Origin of the sequence: Cupriavidus pinatubonensis (assembly GCF_019602855.1) — a bacterium.
In the GTDB taxonomy this organism is placed as follows: Bacteria; Pseudomonadota; Gammaproteobacteria; order Burkholderiales; family Burkholderiaceae; genus Cupriavidus; species Cupriavidus pinatubonensis.
The window spans coordinates 640,328-666,868 of the sequence record NZ_CP080766.1; the positions used below are offsets into that span (position 1 = coordinate 640,328).

Here is a 26,541-nt window from a genome sequence, read left to right on the forward strand (position 1 = left end):
CTACCGGCCCTGGGTTCTCAGGCGCTCCAAAGGAATTGACGTGCGGGGCAAGGACGGCTCGAAGAAGTGTCGGGTGCTCTTGTGCGGCAGCAGCGCGCCGGCAGCCACGGTATGCAGGATGCAACGTGTATCGAATGGCTCCCCGGAATGCCAGTCACGCACGCAAATGCGCGCATCGCCATAGCACAGTGGAATGCAGGGCAAGCACTTGAGCCCGAGACGCATTGCGGCGCGCAACCGGTGGTTGCCATCCATCACGATACCGTGCGATGCCTCGACCGGAATGGGTGCCAGCCAGCAGCCATCGGAGGCAATCAACTCGGTAAGGATCCATACCCCCTCCATATCCACCTCCTCCGACTGGCGGAAGAAGGAAATCGGCAGCACGGCAATGCCATAGCCGCGGGCGTCGTGCCGCGCCAACGCGGATGTTTCCGGGATGTCGTTCATGGTCTCGGCAAGCAGGCTTGGGCTGGCCACACGTGCGTCGGCGCAGCCAGCGGTTTCGGACAGATCAAGTTATCTGCACAATTTACTTGATAATGATTCGCATTTGCAATAGGCTCCTGACACCACTTACCTGTCCGATACGATCCGATCCTCGCTGACCGCTCGTTGTGGACGTCAACGAGGAACCTTGAGCATGCCGGTCCCCGGTCAGACTGCCCTGGCAGCCCCCCTCACCACAACGAGATCGTTCCAGACAACAAGCACCCTCCCAGGCATAGCGGCCGCGTGCCCGCGACCGGCTTGGCGAGGTCTCGCACCGTCTCTGGCAATGGCAGGCCTGCTGGCATTGACCACCCTGGACCCCGCCCGGGCTCAGGACGGCGCCACTGCCACCGGCAATGTCAGTGCGCAAACCTTGCCGGAGGTCCGTGTCACCGCCGATGCGTCACCGGAAGACCTGCCCGCGCCCTATGCCGGCGGCCAGGTCGCGCGCGGTGCGCGGCTTGGTGTGCTGGGCAACACCAGCATCATGAAGGCGCCGTTCAACGTGAGCAGCTACACCGCGCAGATGATCCAGGACCAGCAATCTCCAACGCTGGCTGACGCTGTCAACAAGGATCCATCGGTGCGATTCACCGGCCTGCCCGGCGGCAACATCGACAACTTCTATATCCGCGGCTTCCCGGTAGGCGAAGGCAACAGCGGCGAAATCGCATTCGACGGCCTGTACGGCGTGGCACCGAATTACCGCGTCTTCACCGACTACGTGGAGCGCCTCGAAGTCATCAAAGGGCCGGCCGCGATGCTATATGGCATGTCCCCCAACAGCGGCGTGGGGGGCGTGATCAACATCGTGCCCAAGCGCGCGCACGAGGACCTGGCTTCGGTGACTGCGAGCTATGCGTCCGACACGCAGTTCGGCGGCCACGTCGACTTGAGCCAGCGCTTCGGCGAATCGAGGGAATGGGGTGTGCGCTTCAACGGCAGCTACTACCAGGGCGATACACCCATGGATAACCAGTCGCGCAAGGCCGGCATCGGCGCATTGTCGCTGGACTACCAGGGCAAGCAGCTGCGGGCCTCGCTGGACGTGATTGGCCAGCAGGAAAAGATCGATGCGCCGGGCCGCGCTTTCATCATGGGGCCCGGCCTGCAGGCCATCCCAGGCGCGCCGGACGGCCGACGCAACGTCACGCAGCCGTGGGAATGGACGCGCGGCACTGACGAGTCCCTGCTGTTCCGCACGGAATACGACATCAACGACCACCTCACCGTCTTCGCCGATGCCGGCGGTGGCTGGACACAGCTTTCGCGCCTGTTCGGCACCACGCCACAAATCGTCAACGCGCAGGGCGACACGTTGAGCACGCCCACCTATTACAAGTTCAAGGTCGATCGCGCCACGTACGATGCCGGCTTGCGCAGCCGCTTTGACACCGGCCCCCTGCGCCATGCCGTGACCTTCCAGGCGAGCGCCTACGCCGACAGCCTGGACCGCGCCAACACCACAGGCACGCCCGTGGCATCGAATATCTATAACCCCGTGGTACGTCCGGCCCAGGGTCTGCCTGCGCCCGATAGCGTTCCCAAAGTCTCGGATAACGACCAGACGGGCTTCTCGCTCGCGGACACCATGTCCGCGCTGGATGACCGCGTGCTGTTGACGCTGGGCGTGCGGCAGCAGCGCATCCGCTCACGCAATTTCGGCGCAACAGGGGCCGTGACTTCGTCCTATGAGGAAAGCGCCACCACACCGATGGCGGGCCTCGTCGTGCAGCCATGGAAGCGCGTGTCGCTGTATGCGAACTACGTCCAGGGCTTGAGCAAGGGCGACGTGGCGCCCCCTACGGCGAGCAACTCGGGCGAGGTGTTCGCGCCGTATAAGACCACGCAGTACGAGGTCGGCACCAAGGTCGATTTCGGCCGCTTCAGCGCCACGCTGGCCGCGTTCCAGATCAGCAAGCCCAGCGGCCAGCTCGGCGGCAATGTGTTCTCGGTCAACGGCGAACAACGCAACCGCGGGCTGGAGCTGAACCTGTTCGGCCAGGTTGCGCCCGGTGTGCGGCTGTTGGGTGGCGTGGCGCTGATCGATGGCGAGATCACGAGGTCCGGCACCGCGGCCGCGGTCGGCAAGGACCCGATCGGCGTGCCGCGCGTTCAGGCCAACCTTGGTGCGGAATGGGACTTGCCGTGGGTAGCGGGCCTGACCGTAAGCGGCACCATGATCTACACGGGCAGGCAATACGTGAACCAGCTCAATACCGCCAGCCTGCCGTCATGGGCCAGGTTCGACCTGGGCGCACGCTATCGCACGCGCATCACGGGAAAGACCACGACCTTCCGCGCCAACGTGCTCAACGTATTCGACCGCAACTACTGGTCGGGTGTGACATCGTGGGGCGGCTTCTCGCAAGCCGCGCCGCGCACGGTAATGCTGTCCGCCACCGTTGAATTCTGAGACGCGCTTGCACTGCATGACTGCATCGCTGACCACCAACGCCCCCTCGGACCAGACCATGTGGACTGACCATGATTCCGTACGCGCTTTGCCGGATCGCTACCGCACCGTTCCGCCCGGGCAATTGCCACCGTTCTGGGACCCGGTGATCGCGCGGATGCTGCGCAACGCACCGCACCTGCTGGCTGCGGCAGTGGCGCAATACGGGTCCCCGCTCAACGTGCTTTGGCCGCACGCGCTGCGCAACAACGTTGCGGCCTTGCGCGCGGTGCTGGCCACGCACTGCGTGCAAGCCGAGATCTTCTACGGCGCCAAGGTGAACAAATCACAGGCGCTGGTGAAAGCCGCGGTGATGGCAGGCGTGGGCATCGATGTCTCGAGCCGCCACGAGCTGCGCGATGCCCTGCGGGCCGGCGCCGACGCGTTGCGCATATGCGCGACGGGTCCGGCCAAGACCGAGGCGTTTCATGAGCAGTTGCTGGCGCATGGCGCACTGATCTCTGTCGATTCGCTCGAAGAACTGGACGACGTATGCGCCTGCCTGCGGCGAGCGCCGGCAGGCCGCCACGCCCGTGTACTGCTGCGCTACTGTCCCGATTCGGCGCGCGGCAGCCGCTTCGGCATGGCCGCCGATACCGTGGTGCAGGGCCTGAAGCACATTGCCAGTGCCACCGAGCGACTGGCGTTCGAAGGCTTTCACTTTCACCTGAGTGGTTATGGCTGGGAGACCCGGGCACAGGCATTGCGCGAACTGCTTCCACTGATCGATGCCGCGGATTCCATGGGGCTGACTACAACGATGATCGACATCGGCGGCGGCCTGCCGGTGCGCTATGTCGATCCCGACGTCTACACCGAATTCCTGCAATCGCAGCGGCCGGAACATTACCGCAACGGCATCGTGCCGGCGTCCTTCTATCCATACGGCGGCCACATCGATGCCGCTACATGGCTGGACGACTTCCTCAATGCGCCGTGCACGGCGGGTCAGTCGATCGCGGCATGGCTGCGGGCGGGCGGCGTCACGCTGGCGCTGGAACCCGGGCGGTGCCTTGCGGCCCAGGCCGGCATCACCGTGTTCCGCGTAACGCGCAGCAAGCCGCTTGGCGATGGCCGGCACGTCGTATTCGTGGAGGGCAGCAGCTTCAGCGCCTGCGAGACCTGGTTCGCTTCGGAATTCCTGGCCGATCCCGCATGGATCAGCGCCGTACCGCCGCGCACCGTTGGCGCAAGGCCCGTGCAGGCTTATATCGCCGGCCACAGTTGCCTGGACGAAGACGTGCTGACCAATCGCCTGCTGCCATTCGGCGGGCTGCCCCATCCGGGCGATCTGCTGGTCTACGCCAACACCGCGGGCTACCAGATGGATCTGCTCGAAAACGAGTTTCACCGCCACCCCATGCCACGCCGCGTGGCCGCGCAGTGCGGTGACGCGGGCCGCGTTTCCTTTTCCCTTGACCAATGAACGGAGCTCCCGATGATCCTGTGGAAAGTGTCAGACCTGATCGGCAACACACCGATGCTGGGCATCCCCGTCCCCGACAAGGACTCGGTGCTGTTGCTGAAGGTGGAGAAGAACAACCCGGGCGGCAGCATGAAGGATCGCATGGCCCGCAATATGGTATTGGCTGCGCTGAAGTCCGGGCGGCTGCAACCGAACGGCGTGATTGTCGAATCGTCGTCCGGCAACACCGGCATCGGGCTGGCGCTGGCCGCGATTGAATTCGGCTTGCGCTTCATTGCCGTGGTTGACCACCACGCGGCGCCGGACAAGATCGCCGTCATGCGCGCGCTGGGCGCCGAGATTCGCTACGTAGAAGGCAATTTCCAAGAAAACGAAGTCGCCGTGGTGGAGCGCCAGCGCCTCGCTGCTGAGATCGCCAGTCAGACGCCCGGCGCCGTATTCATGAACCAGTCGGACAATGCGGCCAATGCCGGCGGCTACCTCGAATTCGTCCGAGAGACCTTTGCCCAGGCGCGCGAAGTCAATGCGTTCGTGGGTTGCGTCGGCACCGGCGGCTCGATGACCGGCATCGCCCGCGGCGTGAAGCAGTTCAATCCCGACGCTGTAACCATTGCGGTCGAGCCGTCCGGATCGATCGTGTTCGGCATGCCTGGCCACCCCTACTACCAGTCGGGCACGGGCACGCCGCAGGGTGACACGGTCGGGCTCGTGCTCGACTACAGCTGCATCGACATGGGCGTACAGGTCACCGATGCGCAGGCCTTCGAGACCGCGCGCTACGTGGCCCGCCAGACCGGGCTGCTGGTGGGCGGCTCCACCGGTGGCGCCATCTACAAGGCACTGGAGGCCATCCATGACAGCCAAATACGCGGCAACGTCGTCGTCCCCGTGGCCGACGGCGGCGAGAAGTACCTGCACACCGTCTTCGACGAGGACTGGCTGCGGGCGCGCAACCTGCTCGCGCCGCAGGTATGGCAGCGCCTGGACGCATGGCTTGGCAAGGCCACGTGCCGCGACGAGGTCGCGCCCGACGTCCTGCGCCTGAATGCCGCATGAGCGCGCCACCGCTGTGCGTGACAGTCTGCGGCGGCGGCCGCACCGGACACCTGAACGCCATCCTGTTCGCGCAACGGCCCGGTGTGCGCGTGAAGCTGCTGACCCGGAACCATCACATCGCCGCGCGGCAGGATGCCGTGCTGACTGGCCTCCTGCCGGACGGCGCCACGCTCACGGCCAGCGCGGGCATGGTGACTGACGACCCTGCCGTCGCCTTGCGCGATGCCGACATCGTCATCATCACCGTGCCCGCCCATGCAAGGCCTTCGCTGCTGCGGGAGATCGTGGCTCACTTGCCGGAAGGCAAAGCCGTCTATGTCGGCGCTATCCCGGGCTTCTGCGGCTTTGACTGGCTGGCAGGGGCTTTACTTGCGCAACGGCCCAACGCGGTGATCTGGGGCATGAAAGACGTGCCGCATACGGCATTCGCGCTCGACCCCGGCGTCAGCGTGCGCATGGGCGGCGTCAAGCAACGGCTTTACGTTGGCTGCCATGCGCGCGAACAGCGTGCGGCGCGGCAGGCCCTGCTCTCGCACCTGAACAGGCTGTACGACGCATCGGTGGAGCTGCTCGACAGCTACCTGGAGATCACGCTGACTCCGGGCAATCCGATCATGCATAGCGCCGTCATCTACGGACTGATCGGTCCCTATGGGCAGTGGCACGGCCGTGCATTGCCCACGCCCTTGTGCTGGTGGACGGACTGCCCGGAACTGAGCGCATATTTTCTGGAGCGCGCCGACGAGGAAAGCCAGCGCCTGTGCCAAGCGGTCGCGCGCCGGCTCGGCGTGGATCTGTCTTCCGTCAAGCCACTCAGGCAGGAGATCGTCGACGCTTACGGCGATCAGATCCAGGACCCGTCGACGATGCTGTCGGTATTGCGCACCAACCGCGCCTACGCCGATATCGAGGCCCCACTGGTGCCGACCAGCGGCGGCTACCTCGTCGACACGTCCAGCCGCGCGTTCCACGAAGATGTGGCGTATGGGCTCGCGACGCTGGTGGAAATGGCCCGGCGGCTGGGGGTGGACACCCCTCACCTGCGCGAGATCTTCGAATGGAACGTCACCTACATGGGCGGCCTGCGCGGCTCCGCCCTCGACTATTTTCCTGAATTCTGGCCACGGTAATCACCATGCTGAATCTACAGTCCGCAAGCCGCACCACCACTGCAACCGATGATCCTGCCGCCAACGGTGAAGCCGACACGGCATTTTCGCGCCGAAATGCGCTGCGTCGGCTGGTCCGTTGCCTGTTCGCCGAGGGCATCCTCGACAAGACCCGACTGGTGCTGGCGCCGCACGGGCGCCAGGCATGGTTCCCGCTGTGGAAACAGCAGGCCATTGTCTACTTCGACGACCTCGAGGCAGCCCCTGCCGATACATTCGTGAATCACGGCAGCATCACGCTGCTGCGCGCCGATGGCATGCACCTTCCACTGGACACGCATGAGGCGCTGATTGATGCATTGCGCGACAGCTTCGATTTCGCGCCCCGCGACGTTGGCGTCGATGGACTGAAGGCCGACATGCTCAACAGTGTGCGCAACGACGCCAATGTGCGCATGCACCGCCAAGGCTGGGCCACCGCACTGCGATCCGACATGGCCGAGGCCGGCGTCGTGCGGCTGACCGACTACCTGCGCCGGCATGTCAGCACGCGAGATGCCGCCATGCTGCTTGATCAGTGGGGTGCCCTTGAAGGGCATCCCTACTACCCGACCTGGAAGGCAAAGCCGGGCCTGCGTGACGACGAAGTGCTCGCCCTGTCGCCCGAATGCCAGGCGCGGGTGAACGTGCGCATCGGCGCGCTGCGCGCGGACATGGCCTATGTGGAACGCATGCCCCATGTCCAGGACGCGCATGCATGGTTCGCCACGCAGTTCCCGTCGCTGTGGCAAGCATGGAAAACCGGGCTGAACGCGCGCGGCCTGTGCGAATCGGACTGGTTGCCGATGCCGATCCATAGCTGGCACCTGAACGCCCATGTCAGATCTGCCTACGCAAACGAGATTGCCGATGGCATCCTGATCGTCGATGGCCCCGACCTGCCCACGCTGCCGACCATGTCCTTCCGCACCGTGCTGCCGGCGACGCCGCAGACCGCACCGTTCATCAAGCTGCCTGTGGCGCTGTGGATGACCAGCGAGCAGCGCAGCCTCCAGGCAAAGTCGATCCACATGGGACCGCGCATCAGCGCGTTGATCGAGCACATCCTCAAGACGGAAGACGGCTTTGGCCGCACACTGGAAATATTTCCCGAAGAGATAGCCTGGCATTATCGCAATGCCTTGACGAAGGATGACGCGCCCGGCAAGCACTTGTCCGTAGTGTTCCGCGCCAGCGTACCGGCGCTGGACCGCGACGACGGCTGCCTCCCTGTCACGGTCGCAGCGCTTTTTACCGAGCGCCCCGACGGCGGCGGCCCGCTGTTCACCGAACTGGTAGAGGCCGGCGCCGGCGACGTCACCGCGCAGGACGCTGCGCAGCGCTGGTTCCGCCAGTACGCCCGCACCGTGACGCGGCCGGTCATTGCCATCTACCTGCTCTACGGCATCGCACTGGAAGCGCATCAGCAGAACACGCAAGTGCTGTTCGACGCCAACGGCCAGGCCCAGCGCCTGCTGGTACGCGACTTCGGCGATGGCCGCACCTATGCGCCGCTACTGGCGGCGCGCGGTCTGACGTTGCGCCCGTACGCCTGGCCCGGCATCCTGCCGACGGTCTTCGATGGCGACATCGAACCGGTGCGCACATTCGTGATCGACGCCTGCTTCGTCAGCCATCTGCACGAGATCGCGCTAGGACTCTTCCACACCTATGGGTTCTCCACGGCAAGGTTGTGGGAAATCCTGCGCGAAGAAACCATCGCAGCCTTCGACGCCGTGCAGGCACGCGTCGATCCGGCATTTTGGGCAGAAGAACAGCGCATCTTTCTCGAAGACCCATGGTCGACCCGCTCGCTGCTGCGTATGCACTTGCTCAAGTACAGCGATTACCGGCTGCAGCACGGGCTCACCAACCCCTTGCGTCAAGGGAAAGAGGCCTGATGCGCGGAACCGCGGATACCACCCGAAGCGACCCCAGGCAAACCGCGCGCCAGATCCGGCTCCTCTTCGTGCTGCAGTGCATCTCCATGGGCGCGATGGAAATGAGCGGCCCATTCTGGCCCATTCATCTGCGCGCGATGAGCAGTTCCGACGCGGTGTTCGGCTTCGCCGGCATCGCCGTCTACGTCGGCCCGATGCTTGGTATCGTGCTGACCAGCACCTTTTGGGGCCGCATCGGCGATCGCTATGGCCACAAGCCGATGATGGTGCGCGCGCTGGCCGGGCTATGCCTGACGCAGTTGGCGCTGGCCTGGTCACAGGACGTCTGGACCATTCTCGCGCTGCGCTTCCTGCAAGGCGCCTGCGCCGGCTATATCGCGCCGGCGCAGGCCTACGGTGTCAGCATCGAGAGCCCGCTGCGGCGCGGGCGGCTGTTCGCCTTCCTGCAAGTTTCCACCAACGTCGGCTCGCTGCTCGGCGCGGTGGCAGGCGGGCTGATCCTGGACGTCGCGTCCTTCTACTGGATCAATGTCATCGCGGCGGCACTGTGCGCGGCCTGCGCGGCCGCCGTCGCCACATGCCTGCCGACTGTGCCGCCGGCACCGTCCGCCCCCCCGGTTGCAACGAGCACCGGTCACGGCGTTGCGCGCTATTCGCCACAGATGCTGATATTGCTTGGCACCATGGGCCTGCTCCTGATCAGCCGGATGATGCCGCAGACACCGTTCTCGCTCTATGTCAGCTCGGTCTTCGCTGTCAGCAACTGGGTGGTGGGACTGTGTTACGGTTTGCTGGCGCTGGGCTTCATCGTATCGGCTGCGCCATGGGCACGCTATTTCGAAGGACGGCAGGCGGACGACGCGCTGCGACGCATCGGCTGCGTGGTAGCGGCCTGTGCCGCGCTCGCTGCGGTGGCGGCGGTGACGCGCAGCATCGCGGTATTTGTTGCCGTCTACTTCCTGTGGGGCCTGCTTCTGGGGGCCACAACACCGGTACTGACCGCGATGATTTCGCGCGCAGCGGGCGACGCGGGCCAAGGCCAGTTGCTCGGCATGACACAGAGCGTGACCCAGATGTCCGCGATAGCCGGCATTACGCTCGGCGGCTGGCTGAGCCAGACAGCGGGCTTGCAATACACCTATGCCTTTGTCTGCGCCGCGTATCTGATGACGCTACTACCCATGATTGTGCTGCAGCGCCGGCGCGCCCCGCTTATCTCGCCCCGGCCGGTGGATCGCGCATAGACGCGCAGGGCAGTCGACATCCTGTCCGCAGGTTCATCTTGGCGCACCAGTGCCGAAGCGATAGACAACCAGATGATCCGTACCTGACTCCGCCGCCCACGCTTCTCCCGGTCGACCCAACATCTGTCGCACATTGGCATCCGGCCGTGGACTGGTAAAGGTCTCGAACTTGCCGGCCTGCGGGTCGAAGCGCAGCACGGCATTCCTGCCCCAGTCGCTTAGCCACACCTTGTCCTGCTCATCCACATACATCGCATAGGCATGCGGACTATCGCCTGGCAGCTTCCATTCCCGCCAGCGGGCCGTGCCGGGATCATAGGCGCCCAGCTTGCCGGCGGTCCATTCGCTGATCCACAGCGTCCCCTTCGAGTCGGACCAGATGCGGCGCGGCCCTGACTTTGGCGTGGGTGGCGTCATTACCTGCGCGGCGCCGGTGGCGGTGTCGATGCGGGCAATGTAATCCCCGGCCAGCGAGGCGAAATAGACATCGCCTTTCGGCGTCACGGCAATGCCGTACGGGCCCCGGCCTCGCGGCGCATCGAACATGCGCATGTGGCCGCTGGCGGGGTCCAGTTCACCGTAGACCCCGTTCTGCCCCGTGAACCACAGACGTCCGCGCGTATCGAACACGGCGGTATTCAGATTGACATTGGCCTGTCCGGCAGGGAGCGGAAAACGCTTCACGCCATGGGTTCCGGGGTCGACCCGCAGGATCGCGTTCTGGCCGCCGTCCGTCACCCACGCAGCACCATCGGGTCCGATGATCACGCCATGCGGCGCGGAGGCTTCGCCGAGCGGGATATGGATGGTCTTGCCGGTTGCGGGGTCCAACCGCCCGAGCTCGCCCGTGCTCTGGGCCGTGTACCACACCGCGCCATCGGGCGCGGGCGCAACGTCGTGCGGATGCGCGCCGGCCGGCACTGGATAGCTCTGGACGCGTGGTGGCACTGTGCCCTGGGCACAGACCGTGGTGACCGACACGGCCATGATGCCGGCAGCCAGTACGGCGCGGAGCGAGCGCAGGGGCATCGCCATCTCCTGATCAGTCCAAGAAACTTCGATCCAAGCATAGGCCAGCCACGGCCAGACGGGGACACGCGTGCCCGTATACTGCGCGATTGATCCTCCAGCCCCCGCCACTACCCAGTGCGGCACCTGACCCGAGACCACACTGCCGCATGAAAACCATCGCGCTCTACCTGCTCACCGCCGTCGCCGAAATCCTTGGCTGCTACCTGCCTTACCTGTGGCTGCGCCAGGGTGCGAGCGCGTGGGTGCTGCTGCCGGACGCGCTGTCGCTGGCGTTGTTCGCATGGCTGCTGTCGTTGCATCCGGACGCTTCGGGTCGCGTGTATGCGGCCTATGGCGGCGTCTATATCGGCGTGGCCGTGCTGTGGCTGTGGCTCGTCGATGGCGTGCGGCCCAGCGCCTGGGATCTCGCCGGCGTGGGCGTGGCGTTCGGGGGCATGGCCATCATCGTGTTCCAGCCACGCTGAAGGCGTGCGCCAGCGCGGCAACTGTTCCGTTTTGCCACAGTTGCGCCGACACGGAACAATCGGTCCGGCCGCGCGATACACGTGAGATAGGGGCGTAAGCGCCAGAACGTCTGCAGAGTCCTGTTTTCACGACAGTTTTCGCCAGACACTCTCGCACCGGCACACCTCTTGCGATGTTCCCTGTCGCGTGCGGCACCTCGCCGCGCCAGCCAACGAACTTCACAAGACGGAGCGAGACATGAACATGGCCGAAATCGCCCAGCTGGGCGTCACCAACCCCTACAAGCAGCAGTACGAAAACTATATCGGCGGGGCCTGGGTGCCGCCCGCTGGCGGCGAATACTTCGAGGCCATCACGCCGATCACCGGCAAGCCGTTCACGCGCGTACCGCGCTCGAAGCAGGAAGATGTCGATGCCGCGCTCGATGCTGCGCATGCAGCCAAGGCGGCCTGGGGCCGGACCTCGACTACCGAGCGCGCCAACATCCTGAACCGCATCGCCGATCGGATCGAAGCCAACCTGACCCTGCTGGCCGTGGCCGAGACTATCGACAACGGCAAGCCCGTGCGCGAGACCATGGCCGCGGACCTGCCGCTGGCGGTGGACCACTTCCGCTACTTTGCCGGCTGCATCCGCGCGCAGGAAGGCGGCATCTCGGAAATCGACGCGGAGACCATCGCCTACCACTTCCACGAGCCGCTGGGCGTGGTGGGCCAGATCATCCCGTGGAACTTCCCGCTGCTGATGGCCACCTGGAAGCTCGCGCCGGCGCTGGCCGCGGGCAACTGCGTGGTGCTCAAGCCGGCCGAGCAGACGCCCGCGTCGATCCTCGCGCTAATGGAGGTGATCGGCGACCTGCTGCCGCCGGGCGTGGTCAATGTCATCAACGGCTTCGGCCTGGAAGCGGGCAAGCCGCTGGCATCGAGCCCGCGCATCAGCAAGGTGGCGTTCACGGGCGAGACCACGACGGGCCGCCTGATCATGCAATACGCGTCGCAGAACCTGATCCCGGTCACGCTGGAACTCGGCGGCAAGTCGCCGAACATCTTCTTCGAGGACGTGCTGGCCGCTGACGATGCGTACTTCGACAAGGCACTGGAAGGCTTCGCCATGTTCGCGCTGAACCAGGGCGAGGTCTGCACCTGCCCGTCGCGCGCGCTGATCCAGGAATCGATCTACGACCGATTCATGGAACGCGCGCTCAAGCGTGTGGCAGCGATCCGCCAGGGACATCCGCTCGACAAGGGCACCATGATCGGCGCGCAGGCATCGGCCGAGCAGCTCGAGAAGATCCTGTCCTACATCGACCTGGGCCGCAAGGAAGGCGCGCAATGCCTGACAGGCGGCGAACGCAACCAGTTCGATGGCGATCTCGCGGGCGGCTACTACGTAAAGCCGACCGTGTTCAAGGGCCACAACAAGATGCGCATCTTTCAGGAGGAAATCTTCGGGCCCGTGGTGTCGGTTACCACGTTCAAGGATGAGGAAGAAGCGCTGGCTATCGCCAATGACACGCTCTACGGCCTCGGCGCCGGTGTCTGGACGCGCGACGGCGCGCGCGCGTTCCGCATGGGCCGCGGCATCCAGGCGGGCCGTGTGTGGACCAACTGCTACCACGCGTATCCCGCGCATGCCGCATTCGGGGGATACAAGCAGTCCGGCATCGGCCGCGAGAACCACCGCATGATGCTCGACCACTACCAGCAGACCAAGAACCTCCTGGTCAGCTACAGCCCCAACGCTCTCGGATTTTTCTGACGATACGCAAGGCATCGCGTTTTACTGGTGAATTCGTAGTCCCGAGCCGCGAAGCGCGTGCCACTATCGTAACGGTGCCCTCCTCCCCGGGGCACCGCTTCCAACAAGGAGTCGATATGCCAGCGATGATGAAAGCTGCGGTGGTGCGTGCATTCGGCGCGCCGCTCACGATCGATGAAGTGCCCGTGCCGCAGCCCGGGCCCGGCCAGGTCCAGGTGAAGATTGAAGCCTCCGGTGTCTGCCATACCGACCTGCACGCCGCCGACGGCGACTGGCCGGTCAAACCCACGCTGCCGTTTATCCCCGGCCATGAAGGCGTCGGCTATGTATCGGCCGTCGGCAGCGGCGTCAGCCGCGTGAAGGAAGGTGACCGCGTCGGCGTTCCGTGGCTGTACAGCGCCTGTGGCTATTGCGAGCACTGCCTGCAAGGCTGGGAAACGCTGTGCGAAAAGCAGCAGAACACCGGCTATTCGGTCAACGGCGGCTACGGCGAGTATGTGGTGGCCGACCCGAACTACGTTGGCCTGCTGCCCGACAAGGTGGGCTTCGTCGAAATCGCGCCGATCCTGTGCGCGGGCGTCACGGTGTACAAGGGCCTGAAGGTCACGGATACGCGCCCCGGCCAGTGGGTGGTGATCTCCGGCATCGGCGGCCTGGGCCATGTGGCCGTGCAGTACGCCAGGGCGATGGGCCTGCGCGTGGCGGCTGTCGACATCGACGATGCCAAGCTCAACCTCGCCAGACGGCTCGGCGCGGAAGTGGCCGTCAACGCGCGCGATACGGATCCGGCCGCATGGCTGCAGAAGGAAATCGGCGGCGCGCATGGCGTGCTGGTCACCGCCGTGTCGCCCAAGGCCTTTTCGCAGGCGATCGGCATGGTGCGGCGTGGTGGAACCATTGCCCTGAACGGTCTCCCGCCGGGCGATTTCGGCACGCCGATCTTCGACGTGGTGCTCAAGGGCATCACCATCCGAGGCTCGATCGTCGGCACGCGCAGCGACTTGCAAGAGTCGCTTGATTTTGCCGCGCATGGCGACGTGAAAGCCACGGTCTCGACAGCGAAGCTGGACGACGTCAACGATGTGTTCGGACGGCTGCGCGAAGGCAAGGTGGAAGGCCGCGTGGTGCTGGACTTCTCGCGGTGAGATCAGTCATGCCCCGCGTCAGCGCCGATTCTGCAGGTGCAACTCCCGTGACCGTGACCCGCGTGGTCGCCACGCCGGCGGCGCTCGCGCTGATCGGCGAGCTGCGCGCGCGGCACGGTCCCCTGATGTTCCACCAGTCCGGCGGCTGCTGCGACGGCAGCGCGCCGATGTGCTTTGGCGCAGGCGACCTGATCGTGGGAGATTCGGATGTCTGCCTTGGCGAGATCGGCGGCGCGCCCTTCCACATGACGCGCGCGCAGTTCGAGTACTGGCAGCACACGCGCCTGGTGATCGACGTGGTGACGGGCGCGGGCGGCATGTTCTCGCTCGAAAGCGGGACCGGAAAGCGATTCCTGACGCGCTCGGAACTGTTCAGCGACGAGGAAGCGGCGGTGCTGGCGGCCCAGCCTCCGCTGTAGCGCTTGCGCGACCCGCCGCCGTGCGGCGGACTCGGACGACCCTGTCGCACGCGGTACGGGAAGCGCGTCTCGTGGCGGAGGCTACCGTTTCTCGTCGAGCAGATCGTTGAGGATTTCGTCGAAGGTGGCTTGCGCATCTTCCAGCGCCTGCAATGCGGCGTCGAAGGTCTGCAATGCCATCTTGGACGGTTTGCCGCTGCCCTGCGGCGGATACTGGGATTGCAGCGCGGAGAAGGCGACCTGGACTTGCCGGGTCGCGTCGACCACCCGCTGCATGGCCTGCGCCTCTTCGGCGCGCAATTGCTCGTGTTTCTGTTCGCTCATGCCATTGGCTCCTGGCCGCGCCCTGCGGTGGCGCAGCGTTATCAGCGTTATGGGCGATATCGTACAAGAACTGACCCCGCAGGCACCGGAACCCGCGTCGTCCTGCGCGAAAATCGGTTAGGCTCCACCTTAGGGGCGCCCGCCGCCCCGCGCCAAGGAACCCGCAACCCAAACATGTCATCCCTCATGCGCCGGGCGCTGGCCGCCACGCTGGTGACCGCCAGCGGCTTTGCCTGCTACTGGACCTATCTCACTGTCAATCAGGCGCGCCTACTGTTCGACGCGCGCCGCCGCCCTCCACGCGACCTGCCCGACGGCATCATCGGCTACTCGCATATCGTGCCTGGCGGCATGCTGCGCGGCTACATCTATCATGCGCCCGGCGAGAGGGTGCGCGATCTGCTTTTCTACCTGCCGGGCCGCGGCGAGGATGTACTCGAAACGCTGCAGTTCGCCCGCTGGCTGCCGCCCGGCATGGGTTTCGCGACCTTTGACTACCGCGGACTCGGCCACTCCGACGGGCAGCCGTCCGAGGCCGCGGCAGTCGCCGACGCAAGCCAGTTCCTGCTGCATCTGCGCCGCGTCTTTCCCGGCACGCGGGCCCATGTCGTGGGGCGCAGCCTTGGAACGGGCGTCGCCATCCAGCTCGCCGACCTGCAGGACTTCGAAAGCCTGCAGCTGATCACGCCGTACGATTCGATGCTTGAGCTCGTGCGCAAGCGCTTTCCGCTCGTGCCGCTGCGCCAGCTCATGCGCCACCACTTCGACTCCATTTCGCATTGCAAAAAAGTCGTGCAGAGCACCAAGGTGCTGCTGGCGGAAACCGACGACGTGGTGCCGCATGCGTGTTCCGAACGGCTGGTGGCCGCATGGCCGGCACCGGTCGTGCTGGAAACCATGCACGGTACCGATCACTTCACGATCGTGGAGCGTCAGGAAACTTGGCTGGCGTTGTGCGAATTTGCTCGCCAGGTGCAGCATGATCCGCTGCCGGACACACCGCGCACGGCTCCGACAGACCATGACGAGTCCGGTGTGCCTCTGCCGCTGCCCCGGTTCCGCTAGAATTGCGCGCATGAAAAAATTCGCAGTCAAGGCAGGCGGCGCCGCTCTGGCGCTGGCTGCAGCCGGCGTGCTGCTCGCCGGTTTCGCCGCGGTCGTCAGCCTGCGGCAGCTTCCCCCCGTCGACGCCCTGCGCGAGTACCGGCCGGACGTGCCGCTGCGGATCTTCACGAGTGACAACGTGCAGATCGGCGAATTCGGCAGCGAGCACCGGGAATTCATCGCGTTCGACAAGATGCCGCGCCAGATGACGCAGGCATTGCTCGCCGCCGAGGACGACCAGTTCTACGAGCACGACGGCATCGACATCCCCGGCATGTTTCGCGCGGCGCTGGCCAATCTGGGCAAGGGCTATTCGCAGGGCGCCTCTACCATCACCATGCAGGTGGCGCGCAACTTCTACCTGTCACGCGAGAAGACGCTTGCGCGCAAGTGGTACGAGATCCTGCTCGCGTGGCAGATCGACCGTACGCTGTCCAAGGACCGCATCCTCGAGCTGTATATGAACCAGGTCTACCTGGGCGAGCATGCGTACGGTTTCGGCAGCGCGGCCCACGCGTACTTCGGCAAGCCGCTGGACGGCCTGTCGCTGGCCGAGACCGCGATGCTGGCCGGGCTGCCCAAGGCGCCTTCCACGATGAACCCGGTGGTGAACTTCGCGCGCGCCAAGCGCCGGCAGGAGTATGTGCTCGGGCGGATGCTGGCGCTCGGCATGATCAGCCAGGACCAGTACCGCGACGCCCGATCGGCGCAGCTGGACATCGCCCCCGACAATGCGGGCCAGTTCGCCGGGCACGCCGAATATGTCGCCGAACTGGCGCGCCAGCTTGCGCGCGACCGCTTCGGCGATGAAGCCTACACGCGCGGCCTGAATGTCTACACTACGGTGTCGTCGGTGCGGCAAACCATGGCCTATGACGCCGTGCGGCGCGGACTGGAAGGCTACGGGAAGCGCCATCGCCTGGCCAGCCCGGCGGGCGCGCCGCAGGCGGCACTGGTTTCGCTCGATGGCGACACCGGCGCGATCGAGGCCATGGTCGGCGGCGCCGACTTCGACACCAACCGCTTCAACCATGCGACGCAGGCACTGCGCCAGCCCGGCTCGACGTTCAAGCCGTTCATCTATGCGGCGGCGCTCGAGCACGGCGTGTCGCCAGGCACGCTGATCAACGACGCGCCGCTCGACAACAACTCGCGCTGGCAGCCGTCCAACGACGACGGCCGATTCCTGGGCGCGGTCACGGTGCGCCAAGCGCTGGCCGAGTCGCGCAACCTCCCGGCCATCCGCACGCTGCAGGCCATCGGCATTCCGTATGCGGTCGAGTTCGCCAGCCGCTTCGGCTTCTCGACCAAGCGGCTGCCGCGCTTCCTGCCGCTGGCGCTGGGCACCGGCACGACGTCGCCGCTGCGGCTCGCGTCGGCGTATGCGGTGTTTGCCAACCAGGGCCATCGCGTGGAGCCTTACCTGATCTCGCGCATTACCGACAGCGAAGGCCACGTGCTGTTCGCGGCCGACAATGCCACGGAGCCGCCGCGCGTCATCAGCGAACGCAATGCCTTCGTGATGGACAGCCTGCTGCGCAGCGTGGTGGACGACGGCACTGGCGCGGGCGTGCGCCGCTATCTGCACCGCGAGGATGTGGCGGGCAAGACCGGCACCACCAACGACTCGGTCGACGGCTGGTTCGCGGGCTACGCCGGCAACGTGGTCACGGTGGCCTGGATGGGCTATGACGACAACCATAGCCTGGGCACCCATGAATTCGGCGCCACCACCGCGCTGCCGATCTGGGCTTCGTATATGGAAGGCCGGATGGCAGGCACCCCGGTGGCCGAGCGGGCCGCACCGTCCGGGGTCGTGCGCAGCAGCGGCGACTGGACGTATGCGGAATATGCCGACGGCAGGCAAGGTATCGCCTCGCTCGGCTTCCCGGCGCCGCTACCCGCGCCAGCACAGGATGCCGCCGCCACACCGGTAGCCAGCGAAGCCGTTGGCCTGCCCGGCCAGCCCGCAGCACCGGCCGCGAGCCGCGACGACAGGGCAAGCCTGTAGTCAAGCATCTGGGCTGCAGCGCCCTCCTTTCAACCTCTCAACAACAAGAACCACAATGTCGAGCGTCAGCGCGGTATTGATCTGGGCAATTGCTGCCCTCACCACCGCTGGCGTGCTGCTGCGGCCGTTTCGCCTTTCGGAGGCCTTCTGGGCGGTCGCGGGCGCGGTGCTGCTGTGCGTGGGCGGACTGCTGGCAGTGCCGGACGCGCTCGCCGCGGTCATGCGCGGCCTGGATGTCTACCTGTTCCTGGCCGGCATGATGGTGATTTCCGAACTGGCCCGCAAGACCGGGCTGTTCGACCACGTCGCGGCCCTGGCCGTGCGGCGCGCAGGCGGTTCCGCCCGAGCGCTGTTCCTGCTGGTCTATGGCTTTGGCACGCTGGTCACGGCGTTCATGTCCAACGACGCGACCGCCGTGGTGCTGACGCCTGCCGTGCTGGCCGCCACGCGCGCGGCAAAGGTGCAGAACCCGCTGCCGCACCTGTTTGCCTGCGCCTTCATCGCCAATGCGGCCAGCTTCGTGTTGCCGATTTCCAATCCAGCCAACCTCGTGATCTTCGGGACGCGCATGCCGCCGCTGGCCGGATGGCTCGCGCATTTTGCGCTGCCATCGCTGGTTGCCGTGGTGACCACGTTGGCCGCGCTGTACTGGACGCAGCGCGAGGCACTGGCCGAGCGAATCGCCAGCGACGTGCCGGTGCCGCCGCTGAGCCTGCAGGCGTGGCTGACGGCGGTTGGCATCGTGCTGACCGGGGTGGCCTTGCTGGCGGCATCGCTGCGCGGCAGCGACCTGGGTTGGCCAACATGCGCGGCGGGCGCGGCTACGCTGCTGATCGTGTGCGCGACCAAGCGCGACTTGCTCGCGCCGGCCCTGCGCGAGATTTCGTGGGGCGTGTTGCCAATGGTGGCGGGGTTGTTCGTGCTGGTGGCGGCGCTCGAGCATACCGGCGTGATCCACTGGCTTGCCGACATCATCCAGGCGGCGTCCCGCCAGGACAGCCTTGCGCGGCTTTGGGGTATCGGGGCGGCTGTGGCGCTGATCGGCAACGTTGCCAACAATCTCCCTGCAGGGCTGATCGCGTCCTCGGCACTGGCTGCGGGTCATGCGTCCAACGCCGTGACAGGTGCCGTGCTGGTGGGCATCGACCTGGGCCCTAACCTTTCCGCAACCGGTTCCCTGGCCACGCTGCTGTGGCTGACCGCGCTACGCCGCGATGGTCATATGGTCACCGCCGGCCAGTTCCTGCGGCTCGGCGCGGTTGTCATGCCGGCAGCCATGGTGCCGACACTGGCCGTACTCGCGCTCGCGCGCTGACTGTCGCGGGCGTCTGCCGCGTAGCGTCAGTCGCGGCTGGCGGACTGCGCGGCGCGCTGCGACAGCACGCCGTGCCAGCGCAGCGGCGGCGCGCCATGACGCACGGCGCGGCTATGGTGTTCGACGACGCCGGGTTCCATCGTCGCCTGGGGCAGCGGCACCGTGGCGACATGGAGCAACATTAGGCTGCTGCACGGAAACGCAATCGGCAAGATCACTGGCTGGTCCCTGGAAGATACCGCGTCGATGGGGAAGCATTATGTTCGCTTGTCGGCCTGCTGCGTGACGGGCTTAAGGCTTGTCATCAACAATTCACGGAGCGCGCTCGCCAAGTGCAGTGCGCGACGCTCGCCAGGGAGGGGCGCAGGTTGTGAGAGCCTGACATCTGCCATATAGTGAAGCACGGTGCACCATCCCTCTCCTACCTGAAAGCGGCTCTCCATGACAGACAAGGACGCTGCACACCACGGCGCGAAGCACAAGACCAGTGATGCCGCCCCCGGCGAGTCGAGCGTATCGGACCGCATCCGCTCGCGCCTGCTGGCGGCGCGAGAGCGCTTTCATGCCAACGACAATATCGCCCGCTACATCGAGCCGGGCGAACTCGACGCGCTGCAGGAAGAAGTGCAGGCACGGCTGGAAGAGGTACTGCGCGCGCTCGTTATCGACGTGGACCAGGACCACAACACGCGCGAAACCGCGCGCCGCGTGGCCAAGATGTACCTCAAGGAAATCTTCGCGGGACGCTACGCCAAGGCGCCGGCAGTGACAGAGTTTCCGAACGTCGAGCAACTCAGCGAACTGATGATCGTCGGGCCGCTCCGCGTGCGCAGCGCCTGTTCGCACCACCTGTGCCCGATCATCGGCAAGCTGTGGGTGGGCGTGATGCCGAACCAGCATTCCAACCTGATCGGCCTGTCCAAGTACGCGCGGCTGGCCGAGTGGATCATGTGCCGGCCGCAGATCCAAGAAGAAGCGGTGGCCCAGGTAGCCGACCTGCTGCAGGAAAAGATGAACCCGGACGGCCTGGCCATCGTCATGGAAGCCGAGCACTTCTGCATGCACTGGCGCGGCGTGCGCGATACCGATGCCAAGATGACCAACAGCGTGATGCGCGGCTCCTTCCTGAAGGACGGCAGCCTGCGCCGCGAATTCCTCGCCCTGCTCAATCGCAACGGCAAATAGCCATCCCGGAGCTGCCAGCATGCTCGTCCGCCTGCTCTATGCCAGCCGCGCCCGCCAGGCCATCGACGCCGCGACGCTCGACGCGATCCTGACCACCAGCCTGGAACGCAATCCGCGCCACGGCATCACCGGCGTGCTGTGCCATGGCAATGGGATCTTCCTGCAGGCGCTGGAGGGCGACCGCCAGGAAGTGTCGCGGCTGTTCCAGGCCATTACGCGCGACCCGCGTCATCATGACTTGGTGCTGCTTCAGTACGAAGACATTTGCGAGCGCGAATTCGCGGGTTGGGCCATGGGCCACGTCAATGCCGCGCGCATCAATACCGCCACGCTGCTGAAGTTCTCCGCGCGGGCCGAACTGGATCCGTTCTGCACGTCCGGCCAGGCCTCCCTGGCGCTGCTCAAGGAACTGATCGCCGGGGCGTCCGTCGTCGCGCGCACTGCCGAACGCGGCCGTCCCTGACCGACCATTGCGTATTCTGCTGTTCCGCAAACGTCATTCCTGAGGCGACCGCCTGTCACTCGTCTTGTCTTTCGCCTTTTCCCGAAAACCGGAAAACACTTGCACACGCGTGCGTTCCCGGCTAAAGTCGCGTCCGATTGTATGCAAAAAATGAACACAAAATCAGGAGACACGCGGCATGGATTTCACGCCCCAAATCGTTCCCAATTTGCTCAACGGACTCGAATGGTCGGGCTGCGCGCTGGCCATGAGCGGCTCGCTGCTGGTGGCCCTGCATAACCGGGCCTCGCGCTGGGGATGGATCGCGTACCTGTGCTCGAACCTGGTGTGGAGCGTGTTTGCGCTCGTGACCGGCACCTATGGCCTGTTCGTGCAGCAGCTCGGCTTCACGGCGACGAGCTGCTATGGACTGTATCGCCACACGAAATACCATCGCGAACTCGACCAGAAGGCGGCACACGCCGCCGCCTGATCGAGAGACTCCGCCGGGCTACGCTATACGGTCACGCGGCCGAACAGGCCGCATTCGAGATCGCTCTCGAACTCTTCGACCCATTCAGTGCCGCCAGCCTGGTAGGCACTGCTGGCTTCCGTGCTGAGGCGCCGCACGCTGATGCGGCGCAACGCGTTGCCGTTCAACTCGTCGGTGACGTCGAAGTCGTCCGGGGCCATTCCCATCTGCCCGCATACCTGCGCGAACTGTTGCTGCTCCTCGGGTGAAAACTCGGAAAACGGTCTCGTAGCCATGGCATCCTCCGTCAGGTCATGAGATCGCCGCATGCGCGCAGCGGGAGCGTGCGCGGCGCGGGATTGCGCCACGCAAAAAAATGTGCATGCCGGCGGCATGCATCGACCCACTGTGAGTTGTGTTTTGAGGGTTCAGCTCTTGCGCCCGGTCTTCGCCACGAACGGCGTGGGCGCATGTTGCACTGTCTGGCTACCGCACTTCGGACAACTGGGGTGTGCGGTCGCGTGCTCGGCCACATGTTCGGTATGCTCGAACACGTGCCCGCATTTGTCGCAACGGTACTGGTAGACAGGCATGACGCACCTCCAGGCGGCACACGTGCCCAGCGGCATGTTTCGCGTGCCGAATTCATTCTAGGCGCAAGGCGGCAAGTGGCAAGCCCGATACCACGGCAGCGCCCGGCACGCCACTCAGCTTTTGCGCTGCCTCAGTATTCGTGCGCGCAGATACGGAACAACGCTCAAATCGCCCCGGAATCTAGCCGAAATACGATTCAACGGCGCGCATAAGATAGCCAAAATTTCGGGGATTGTGGTGATGCAATAGTCCGTATCAATCGGCCCTTGCCGGTTGGCGTCCACAATTACCGAGGTCTTCGTCAAATGTTCCTTGCGTGTAGACAACTTCCGGCTTCCGTGCGCCGGTCGCAACGCAGCACCATCCCCCCTTCCTCCTCCCTTCTCCGCACCACAGCAGGTGCACCGCCGCGCAGCGTGCGCACCAGAAATGGGGGACAGTCATGAACGGACCGCTCATCCGCGTTGCGGTTGCGGACGACCACCCGCTCGTCGTCACCGCACTGCGCGATTGCCTGCATCGCTCCGCGCGTTTCCACATTGCCTGCGAATGCACCGGCGGCTCCGAACTAGTGCAGGCGCTTGACCGGCAGCCAGCCGATATCGCGATCACCGACTTCTGCATGGGCCACGGCGATGCCACGCTGGACGGCTTCAACCTGCTGAACCGCCTGGCGCGGCGCCATCGTGGCACGCGCATCGTCGTGGTCAGCGCGCAGTCGAACGCCGCCATCATCCGGCGCGCGGTGAAGCTCGGCGCACGCGCGTTCGTCAGCAAGGAAGACGAACTCGAAGAAACCTTGCGGGCGTGCTTTCACGTCATGACCAGCGAAAGCTGCTACTACTCGCCGTCGATCCGCGCGATCCTCGATGACGCGGCGATGGTCGATGCCCCCGCCACCGACCTCACGCTGCGCGAGCTCGAAGTGGTCCGCCTGTATGCGCAAGGCATGCAGCTCAATGAGATTGCCGCCAAGCTTGGCAGGTCGGTCAGCACCATCTCTAGCCAGAAGACCGTGGCCATGCGCAAGCTGGGCGTGAACACCAACACCGACCTGATCCGGTACGCGTACGAGAACGGTCTGATCTGAGCGCCCCATGCAGCAGCTCTTCGACAGTACCCGCGTGTCGCTGGCAAGCGCCTTCGACACGCTCGCGGACAATGCCCGCCGGCAACAGCATCTCTATTCGGCGACCATCGCCGTATTGATCGCCCTGGTGGTGTTCGCCGCCATCGTGCTGGTGGCACTGGAAGCCGACAAGCATCTGAGCCGTCAACATAACCAGGTCGCCGGCTATGTAGGGTCGATCTCGCAGCGCCTGGAAAGCGAGGCCGCCTTCTTGCGGCGCAGCGTGCTAAGCGTGCGCCGCTACCACGAGTCCGGCTCCGCGCAGTCGCCGGATGCCGCCACAGTCCAGTCCGTGCGCGCAACCGGCGTCGCACGAATTTCGGACAAGATCGCCGGACACGATTACTACCTGCTGGCAACGGCCGCCACGCGCCATGCCTGGGGCCCGGCCATGCCTACGCAGCTTGCGCGCCTGCAACAGATAGCGCTTGGCACGCTCGCGACACAGCAGGCCTTTGGCCTCGATCACTGGGTCTATGTCCTTTCGCTCGAGAACGACAGTGCCGCCATTCTCGCGCGGCAGCCTTCCGCGGCGCAGGTGACAGTCCCGATCCAGCCCGCGCTGATCGATACGCTTCGCGGCATCATTACGCAGGCGCTGCTGGACCGCACCGGCCATGCAGTGCCGCCCGGCGGCGAGCAGCTCTGGGCCGGCCCCGTGCGCGATCCGCTGACCGGTGCGATGGTCATGCTGAGCCTCGGCGCCGCCTACACGGGCGACACGCCCACCGTGCTGTTGGCGGCGTGCGTGCCCGTGGTCGATTTTCTCGCGCAACTGGATCGACCCGGCGATACCGCGCTGCTGGCGCTGCTCAATCCGGCCGACGCGGCTATCGATGTCGCGGCACCCGCGTTGCCCGTTGAGGGCCCGGTGGTCAGCGCCGTCATGGCACAGGCGCGCCGACAGCCACACAACGTATCGCACTACACGCGTCGTGGCGTGCTGATGGTCCAGCCGTTGCAGCCCGGGTTCGGCGTACTCGTCTGCTTCCTGCCGTATGGCCTGCTGGTGCCCGCACTTGCACCAGAGCTCGCCGTGATCCTCAGCGTGGCATTGCTGCTGATCGGCGCCATCGTCCTGAGCGCACGCTACTGGGACCGCCAGATGCTGCGCCGAACCCATTCGGAAGCGGCGCGCGCGCTCGAGAACGAGATCCTGAACCAGATCCTTGTCAGCGCCACTCCGGTCGGGCTGTGCATCGTCCGGCAACGCGACTACTCCGTACTGACTTCGAACCAGCTCGCGCAGGCACTGTTGCGGCTTGACAAGGCCAACGCCTTGCCCGCGCAGGTGACGGAGGCCTTCGAGCGCCAGCCGCCCGGTGCGGAGGCGAGCCAGCCGGCGCCGATCAACAACTTCACCGTCCCGGCGCCGGGCGACGACGCTGCCGCGCAGCGCTATCTGCAGGTCACGTACGCACCGGCACGCTACCACGACGATAAGGTGCTGTTCTGCGCCGTGCAGGACATTACGACGCAGCAGGCATTGGAGCAGCAGTTACGCACGGCACAACAAGCGACCGAGGCCATGATGCGTGCACGCTCGAGCTTCTTTGCGTCCATGAGCCATGAAATCCGCACGCCCCTGAACGCGTTGATCGGCAACCTCGAGTTGCTTGCGCGCAGCCCCGGCCTGGAAGGCCATGCGCAACGCCTGCACGTGCTGGGTACCGCGGCGGAGGGACTGCGGCGCATCGTCAATGACATCCTCGACTTCTCGAAGATCGATGCCGGCAAGCTCGAACTGGTCGACAAGCCGTTTCGCCTGGCCGAAGCGCTCGAAGGACTGGCACTGACCTACGCGCCCATGGCGACTGTTCGCGGCATCCGGCTGCAACTGCAACTGGCGCCTGAACTGGACCGGGAAGTTTGCGGAGACGGTATGCGGCTGACGCAGGTCGTCAACAACCTGTTGAACAACGCATTCAAGTTCACCACCAGCGGGCGCATCACGCTCAGTGGCAGCTACGGCGCTGGCGCGGATGGGCGGCACATGCTGACCTGCCGCGTCGGCGACACGGGAATCGGCATGCCGGCGGCGCTGGTCGAACGCATCTTCCAGCCTTTCGTGCAGGGTGATGACGTTGCGACCGGTCGCTACGGTGGCACCGGTCTCGGCCTGTCCATCTGCGCACGGCTGTGCGAGTTGATGGGTGGCAGCATCGGTGTGCAAAGCGTGCAGGACGTCGGGAGCGCTTTCACTATCCTCGTGCCCTTGGCGCCCACCGTCGACGATGCCGCGTTCGCCACTGTCTCCGATATCCCGCCCGCCCGGCATGGCAGCGTGATGGTGCTGAGCCAGGACGGCAAGACCGGGGACTGCATTGAAGCGTGGCTGACGACTGCGGGCTGGCGCCCGCATGTGCTGGCTTCGCTGGCCGCGGCACGCGAGCACCTTGAAACCCACCGGCCCCAGGCGATCGTCGCCACGGAGGAATTCGATCCTGGCGCACTGGAATCGCTGCATGCAGTGAGTTGCGCTCCCGTGATCTGGATGACGCCCGATGGCCCCCACCGGCCCCGGCGGCGGGCGCCCGGCGTCGTCGAGGTGTCCAGCTTCAGTCATGAGGCGCTACTCGCCTGCGTGGCCACGGCCACTGCGGGTCTGCCGGATCCGCCGGCACTCGCCTCCACCGCCGGCATTGCGGGCGGCCCCGTCGTGTCGGCGTCATTGCCCGACACTACCGGGCTGACCGTCCTCGTGGCCGAAGACAATCCGCTGAATCAGACGCTGGTCAGCGAACAACTGCGGATATTGGGCTACCAGCCCATCATCACCGACAACGGCAAGCAGGCGCTCGCCGTTGTCGAATCGACCCATGTCGATGTGGTGCTGACCGACATCCACATGCCGGTCATGAATGGCCATGCCCTGCTCGATGCGCTGCGCGAGTTGCGCCCGGACCTGCCCGTGCTTGCCTTCAGTGCGCTGGCTCAGCAGGAACATTCCGAGGACTGGCAGCAACGCGGCTTCAAGGGCTACGTCACGAAGCCGGCGTCCTTGCATGAGCTGGGACAGGCGCTGCAGGGGGTGCGCGAAGCGTCGATCGCGTCGGCCAACCAGGAACGCTACGCGCGACTCCTGCGCAAGCAACTGCAAAGCGACCTGCCAGCGCTTGCGCAAGTCCTCGGTGCGAATGATGTGGATGCACTGCAGGCGTGGGCACATCGCGCCGCGAGTGGCTTCAGGATCGTCCGCCAGAACAACCTGTATGCCCACTGCCGCGAAGTCGAGCGGCTCTGCCTGGACGCCGGCCGCTGGAGTCCGGCGATTGCCGCGGCCGGCGATGTACTACGGGTGCTCGCGCAGCGCTATGCCGGCGAAGGCCCGCCAGTTTCACCCACGGCGATGGCCTGATCGCGGCCAACTACCACATTCTGTGCATTTGCGCGCGACGCCCCGCGCGCCGATAATGACGGCGCC

24 protein-coding genes are annotated in these 26,541 nt (G+C 65.6%); 18 read left to right on the top strand and 6 right to left on the bottom strand.

Annotated elements, in window-relative coordinates; all coding sequences use genetic code 11:
• On the bottom strand, positions 1 to 450 hold the full coding sequence (locus K2O51_RS02925) for a ParB N-terminal domain-containing protein (RefSeq protein ID WP_049796538.1): 450 nt from the start codon (positions 448 to 450) through the stop codon (positions 1 to 3).
• Between the two features lie 328 nt (positions 451 to 778).
• On the opposite strand from K2O51_RS02925, the gene K2O51_RS02930 reads away from it, so the two are divergent.
• The 6 genes from K2O51_RS02930 to K2O51_RS02955 are packed head-to-tail and all read left to right on the top strand — an operon-like array spanning position 779 to position 9,722.
• Positions 779 to 2,908: a TonB-dependent receptor gene (locus K2O51_RS02930; protein WP_041680124.1), complete on the top strand. Its 2,130-nt coding sequence runs from the start codon at positions 779 to 781 to the stop codon at positions 2,906 to 2,908.
• Positions 2,909 to 2,924: 16 nt separating this feature from the next.
• Complete coding sequence (locus tag K2O51_RS02935; RefSeq protein WP_011299810.1) at positions 2,925 to 4,373, top strand: Y4yA family PLP-dependent enzyme; 1,449 nt, start codon at positions 2,925 to 2,927, stop codon at positions 4,371 to 4,373.
• 12 nt (positions 4,374 to 4,385) lie between these two features.
• Positions 4,386 to 5,429 (top strand): PLP-dependent cysteine synthase family protein, encoded by a 1,044-nt coding sequence (locus K2O51_RS02940; RefSeq protein ID WP_011299809.1) that lies wholly within the window; start codon positions 4,386 to 4,388, stop codon positions 5,427 to 5,429.
• Positions 5,426 to 6,559, top strand: coding sequence for an NAD/NADP-dependent octopine/nopaline dehydrogenase family protein (locus K2O51_RS02945; protein ID WP_011299808.1), 1,134 nt, complete (start codon positions 5,426 to 5,428; stop codon positions 6,557 to 6,559). The genes K2O51_RS02940 and K2O51_RS02945 overlap by 4 nt, the downstream gene beginning before the upstream one ends.
• Before the next feature lie 5 nt (positions 6,560 to 6,564).
• A complete protein-coding gene (locus K2O51_RS02950) occupies positions 6,565 to 8,478 on the top strand; it encodes an IucA/IucC family protein (protein ID WP_220630471.1) in 1,914 nt (637 codons plus the stop codon).
• Positions 8,478 to 9,722, top strand: a complete 1,245-nt coding sequence (locus tag K2O51_RS02955; protein WP_220630472.1) for an MFS transporter — start codon at positions 8,478 to 8,480, stop codon at positions 9,720 to 9,722. The genes K2O51_RS02950 and K2O51_RS02955 overlap by 1 nt, the downstream gene beginning before the upstream one ends.
• Before the next feature lie 33 nt (positions 9,723 to 9,755).
• On the opposite strand, the gene K2O51_RS02960 is transcribed toward K2O51_RS02955, so the two are convergent.
• Positions 9,756 to 10,751, bottom strand: coding sequence for a Vgb family protein (locus tag K2O51_RS02960; protein WP_011299805.1), 996 nt, complete (start codon positions 10,749 to 10,751; stop codon positions 9,756 to 9,758).
• Between the two features lie 149 nt (positions 10,752 to 10,900).
• Here K2O51_RS02960 and K2O51_RS02965 point away from each other — a divergent pair, with 149 nt between their 5' ends.
• The 4 genes from K2O51_RS02965 (at position 10,901) to K2O51_RS02980 (ending at position 14,541) form a co-directional block, all read left to right on the top strand.
• Positions 10,901 to 11,218, top strand: coding sequence for a YnfA family protein (locus K2O51_RS02965; RefSeq protein ID WP_220630473.1), 318 nt, complete (start codon positions 10,901 to 10,903; stop codon positions 11,216 to 11,218).
• A gap of 238 nt (positions 11,219 to 11,456) precedes the next feature.
• On the top strand, positions 11,457 to 12,977 hold the full coding sequence (adh, locus tag K2O51_RS02970; protein ID WP_220630474.1) for an aldehyde dehydrogenase: 1,521 nt from the start codon (positions 11,457 to 11,459) through the stop codon (positions 12,975 to 12,977).
• A 116-nt stretch (positions 12,978 to 13,093) separates the two neighbouring features.
• Positions 13,094 to 14,122: an alcohol dehydrogenase AdhP gene (gene adhP, locus K2O51_RS02975; protein ID WP_011299802.1), complete on the top strand. Its 1,029-nt coding sequence runs from the start codon at positions 13,094 to 13,096 to the stop codon at positions 14,120 to 14,122.
• Between the two features lie 8 nt (positions 14,123 to 14,130).
• Positions 14,131 to 14,541 carry a DUF779 domain-containing protein gene (locus tag K2O51_RS02980; RefSeq protein WP_011299801.1) on the top strand — a complete coding sequence of 137 codons (411 nt, stop codon included), beginning with the start codon at positions 14,131 to 14,133 and terminating at the stop codon, positions 14,539 to 14,541.
• A gap of 81 nt (positions 14,542 to 14,622) precedes the next feature.
• Here K2O51_RS02980 and K2O51_RS02985 read toward each other — a convergent pair whose 3' ends face one another.
• Positions 14,623 to 14,865: a hypothetical protein gene (locus K2O51_RS02985; protein WP_011299800.1), complete on the bottom strand. Its 243-nt coding sequence runs from the start codon at positions 14,863 to 14,865 to the stop codon at positions 14,623 to 14,625.
• Between the two features lie 174 nt (positions 14,866 to 15,039).
• Between K2O51_RS02985 and K2O51_RS02990 the strand changes: the two genes are divergently transcribed.
• From K2O51_RS02990 to K2O51_RS03000, 3 genes are read left to right on the top strand one after another with little or no spacing between them, the layout of a single operon-like run.
• On the top strand, positions 15,040 to 15,930 hold the full coding sequence (locus tag K2O51_RS02990) for an alpha/beta hydrolase (protein ID WP_011299799.1): 891 nt from the start codon (positions 15,040 to 15,042) through the stop codon (positions 15,928 to 15,930).
• Between the two features lie 10 nt (positions 15,931 to 15,940).
• On the top strand, positions 15,941 to 17,980 hold the full coding sequence (locus K2O51_RS02995) for a penicillin-binding protein 1A (protein ID WP_140949628.1): 2,040 nt from the start codon (positions 15,941 to 15,943) through the stop codon (positions 17,978 to 17,980).
• Positions 17,981 to 18,035: 55 nt separating this feature from the next.
• Positions 18,036 to 19,295 (top strand): arsenic transporter, encoded by a 1,260-nt coding sequence (locus tag K2O51_RS03000; protein WP_140949629.1) that lies wholly within the window; start codon positions 18,036 to 18,038, stop codon positions 19,293 to 19,295.
• Between the two features lie 26 nt (positions 19,296 to 19,321).
• Here the strand turns inward: K2O51_RS03000 and K2O51_RS03005 are convergent, their stop codons facing one another.
• A complete protein-coding gene (locus K2O51_RS03005; protein ID WP_235679908.1) occupies positions 19,322 to 19,477 on the bottom strand; it encodes a CAP domain-containing protein in 156 nt (51 codons plus the stop codon).
• A gap of 259 nt (positions 19,478 to 19,736) precedes the next feature.
• On the opposite strand from K2O51_RS03005, the gene folE reads away from it, so the two are divergent.
• The 3 genes from folE to K2O51_RS03020 all read left to right on the top strand — a co-directional run bounded on the left by folE (position 19,737) and on the right by K2O51_RS03020 (position 21,415).
• Positions 19,737 to 20,480: a GTP cyclohydrolase I gene (gene folE, locus K2O51_RS03010; protein ID WP_011299796.1), complete on the top strand. Its 744-nt coding sequence runs from the start codon at positions 19,737 to 19,739 to the stop codon at positions 20,478 to 20,480.
• A gap of 19 nt (positions 20,481 to 20,499) precedes the next feature.
• The gene (locus K2O51_RS03015) at positions 20,500 to 20,943 is read left to right on the top strand and encodes a BLUF domain-containing protein (protein ID WP_011299795.1); all 444 of its coding nucleotides are present in this window, start codon (positions 20,500 to 20,502) and stop codon (positions 20,941 to 20,943) included.
• 178 nt (positions 20,944 to 21,121) lie between these two features.
• Complete coding sequence (locus K2O51_RS03020; protein ID WP_011299794.1) at positions 21,122 to 21,415, top strand: nicotinamide mononucleotide transporter; 294 nt, start codon at positions 21,122 to 21,124, stop codon at positions 21,413 to 21,415.
• A 23-nt stretch (positions 21,416 to 21,438) separates the two neighbouring features.
• On the opposite strand, the gene K2O51_RS03025 is transcribed toward K2O51_RS03020, so the two are convergent.
• Together K2O51_RS03025 and K2O51_RS03030 are read right to left on the bottom strand one after the other, a co-directional pair.
• Positions 21,439 to 21,690: a hypothetical protein gene (locus K2O51_RS03025; RefSeq protein WP_041680121.1), complete on the bottom strand. Its 252-nt coding sequence runs from the start codon at positions 21,688 to 21,690 to the stop codon at positions 21,439 to 21,441.
• A gap of 132 nt (positions 21,691 to 21,822) precedes the next feature.
• Positions 21,823 to 21,987 carry an FmdB family zinc ribbon protein gene (locus tag K2O51_RS03030; RefSeq protein ID WP_041680120.1) on the bottom strand — a complete coding sequence of 55 codons (165 nt, stop codon included), beginning with the start codon at positions 21,985 to 21,987 and terminating at the stop codon, positions 21,823 to 21,825.
• 443 nt (positions 21,988 to 22,430) lie between these two features.
• Between K2O51_RS03030 and K2O51_RS03035 the strand changes: the two genes are divergently transcribed.
• Positions 22,431 to 23,078 (top strand): response regulator, encoded by a 648-nt coding sequence (locus tag K2O51_RS03035; protein WP_011299792.1) that lies wholly within the window; start codon positions 22,431 to 22,433, stop codon positions 23,076 to 23,078.
• A gap of 7 nt (positions 23,079 to 23,085) precedes the next feature.
• A complete protein-coding gene (locus K2O51_RS03040) occupies positions 23,086 to 26,475 on the top strand; it encodes an ATP-binding protein (protein ID WP_140949630.1) in 3,390 nt (1,129 codons plus the stop codon).
• Positions 26,476 to 26,541 lie beyond the last annotated feature (66 nt).